The organism is Pedococcus sp. P1_H8, from assembly GCF_056405175.1.
The window spans coordinates 1-489 of record NZ_JBFUCP010000172.1 but is presented as its reverse complement, the minus strand read 5'-3'; the positions used below and the strand labels follow the sequence as shown (position 1 = coordinate 489).

The window sequence follows — 489 nt, the reverse complement described above, 5'->3', positions numbered from 1 at the left end:
TCCTGACACACAGCGACGCCCGCCTGGATCTTCTGGATCGTGTCAGCGGCCCCGGTACCATCGTCGAACTCGTCAAGGCCGTGACCGAATCCGATGTGCTTTCCATCCGGCAATCCGAACTCGTCAGCGATCCACCGCTGGAACATGCAGACCGCTGTTCTCACTTGTTGCGAGGCGTAGTCGCCGCCGGATGCCTGGACTTCGCTGCACACCGCGTTCGTGAGGAATGCTCGCTCGCGAAGGTGGCGTTGCTGCCGATCCGCAGCGCTCTCCGTCTGCAAGGTCGCGTTCACAAGTGGCATGTGCACAACCTATCGGTGGTCGGGTCGGCGAGGAACGCATCCGGCTCGTTTGTGTAGCCGGTCGTAGACCCCCAGATATCCGGCGACAGCCGAAGGGGCGCTTATGTCAGGGTTCCCGTCATCGACTTGGAGGTTCCATCCGCAGCAATGACGGTGCCGTACAAGCCGTAGTGGCGCAGGCCTGGCG

At 62.4% G+C, this 489-nt stretch carries 1 protein-coding gene; it reads right to left on the bottom strand.

Annotated features, from left to right (window positions below; translation table 11 throughout):
• Nucleotides 1-302, bottom strand: a 302-nt coding sequence (locus tag AC1DYG_RS19445) for a hypothetical protein (protein WP_477641497.1), incomplete at its 3' end; no start/stop codon positions are given.
• Between the last annotated feature and the right edge of the window lie 187 nt (nt 303-489).